The following is a 1,058-nucleotide window of genomic DNA, read 5'->3' as shown; positions in this document are numbered from 1 at the left end:
TCTTGTCTATGAACCTTACGGAGTGGGCGGAAGCGAACGGTGTGCATCGGCAGACCGCGTATCGCTGGTTCCGTGAGGGCACGTTGCCGGTCCCCGCTGAGCGGGTCGGGCCGCGCACGATCCTGGTCAACATCGAGGCGAACTCCTCACCGTCAGTGACCGATGGTGTGGGCTTGTATGCCCGTGTGTCCTCGCATGACCAGAAGGATGACCTTGCCTGTCAGACGGCACGCTTGTCCCAGTGGGCGGCGAAGGCCGGTCACCGGGTGGTGCGGATCGAGTCCGAGATCGCATCGGGCATGAACGGCGCTCGCACGAAGGCGCGGCGGCTGCTGGCCGATCCGGACGTGACGACTGTGGTGGTGGAGCACAAGGACCGCCTCGGCCGTATGAACGTCGAGCTGATCGAGGCCGCGCTGTCCGCGACCGGGCGTCGTCTCGTTGTCCTTGATGACGGCGAAGTCGATGACGACCTCGTACGGGACATAGTTGAGGTCCTGACCTCGTTCTGTGCCCGCCTGTACGGGCGTCGCTCCGCGAAGAACCGGGCGAAGAAGGCCCTTGAGGCGGCTGCCGCCTATGAGTGAGCCGAAGGAGAAGCAACTGCGGACCATCGACGCGCCGTTCGTCGCGTTGGGCCCGTCCGGTGTTGCGATACGCGGCCGTCTCAGGCACTTCACCGCCGAGGACGACAAGGTGTTGCGCCTGGTCGGCGAACACCTGGGCTCTCTGGCCTGCCGTGATCTGGCGGCCCGCTGCGCTGACGCGGGCGATCACAACGCTGAGAAGTGGGCGGCCCGTAAGCAGGGTCTGACGGCCGAATCGTCGTCGCGGTGGGCCGGGTCGATCACCAAGGCCACGCACGATCAGTGGGCGCTGTCCCGGCGTTGTCAGTCGGCGCACATCCAGGGTCTTGAGGCCGGTGTGCGGACGCTGATGCACCGCCTGTCCCTCCCGATCGGGGAGAAGGGCACCAAACGGGCGGCGGGCGGCTACCGGTCGAAGGGCGAGTGGTTCCAGAAGACGCGCCGTCTGACGATTCTTCAACACCGTCTCGA

General features: G+C 66.2%; 1 protein-coding gene and 1 pseudogene. Both read left to right on the top strand.

Annotated features, from left to right (window positions below; translation table 11 throughout):
• Positions 1 to 8 precede the first annotated feature (8 nt).
• Positions 9 to 587, top strand: coding sequence for an IS607 family transposase (locus ABZS71_RS35685; RefSeq protein WP_356217045.1), 579 nt, complete (start codon positions 9 to 11; stop codon positions 585 to 587).
• Positions 580 to 1,058: pseudogene (locus ABZS71_RS35680) on the top strand (IS200/IS605 family accessory protein TnpB-related protein); the annotation flags it as partial. The gene ABZS71_RS35685 and the pseudogene ABZS71_RS35680, both read left to right, overlap by 8 nt.

This window comes from Streptomyces sp. NPDC005393 (assembly GCF_040606675.1).
Lineage (GTDB): Bacteria > Actinomycetota > Actinomycetes > Streptomycetales > Streptomycetaceae > Streptomyces.
Note: the sequence above shows the minus strand (reverse complement) of the source record. Positions and strands in the feature narration are given on the sequence as shown.

Excerpts from the sequence above, each read along its gene's own strand:
- ABZS71_RS35685 (WP_356217045.1), top strand. The coding sequence starts at position 9 with ATGAACCTTACGGAGTGGGCGGAAGCGAACGGTGTGCATCGGCAGACC.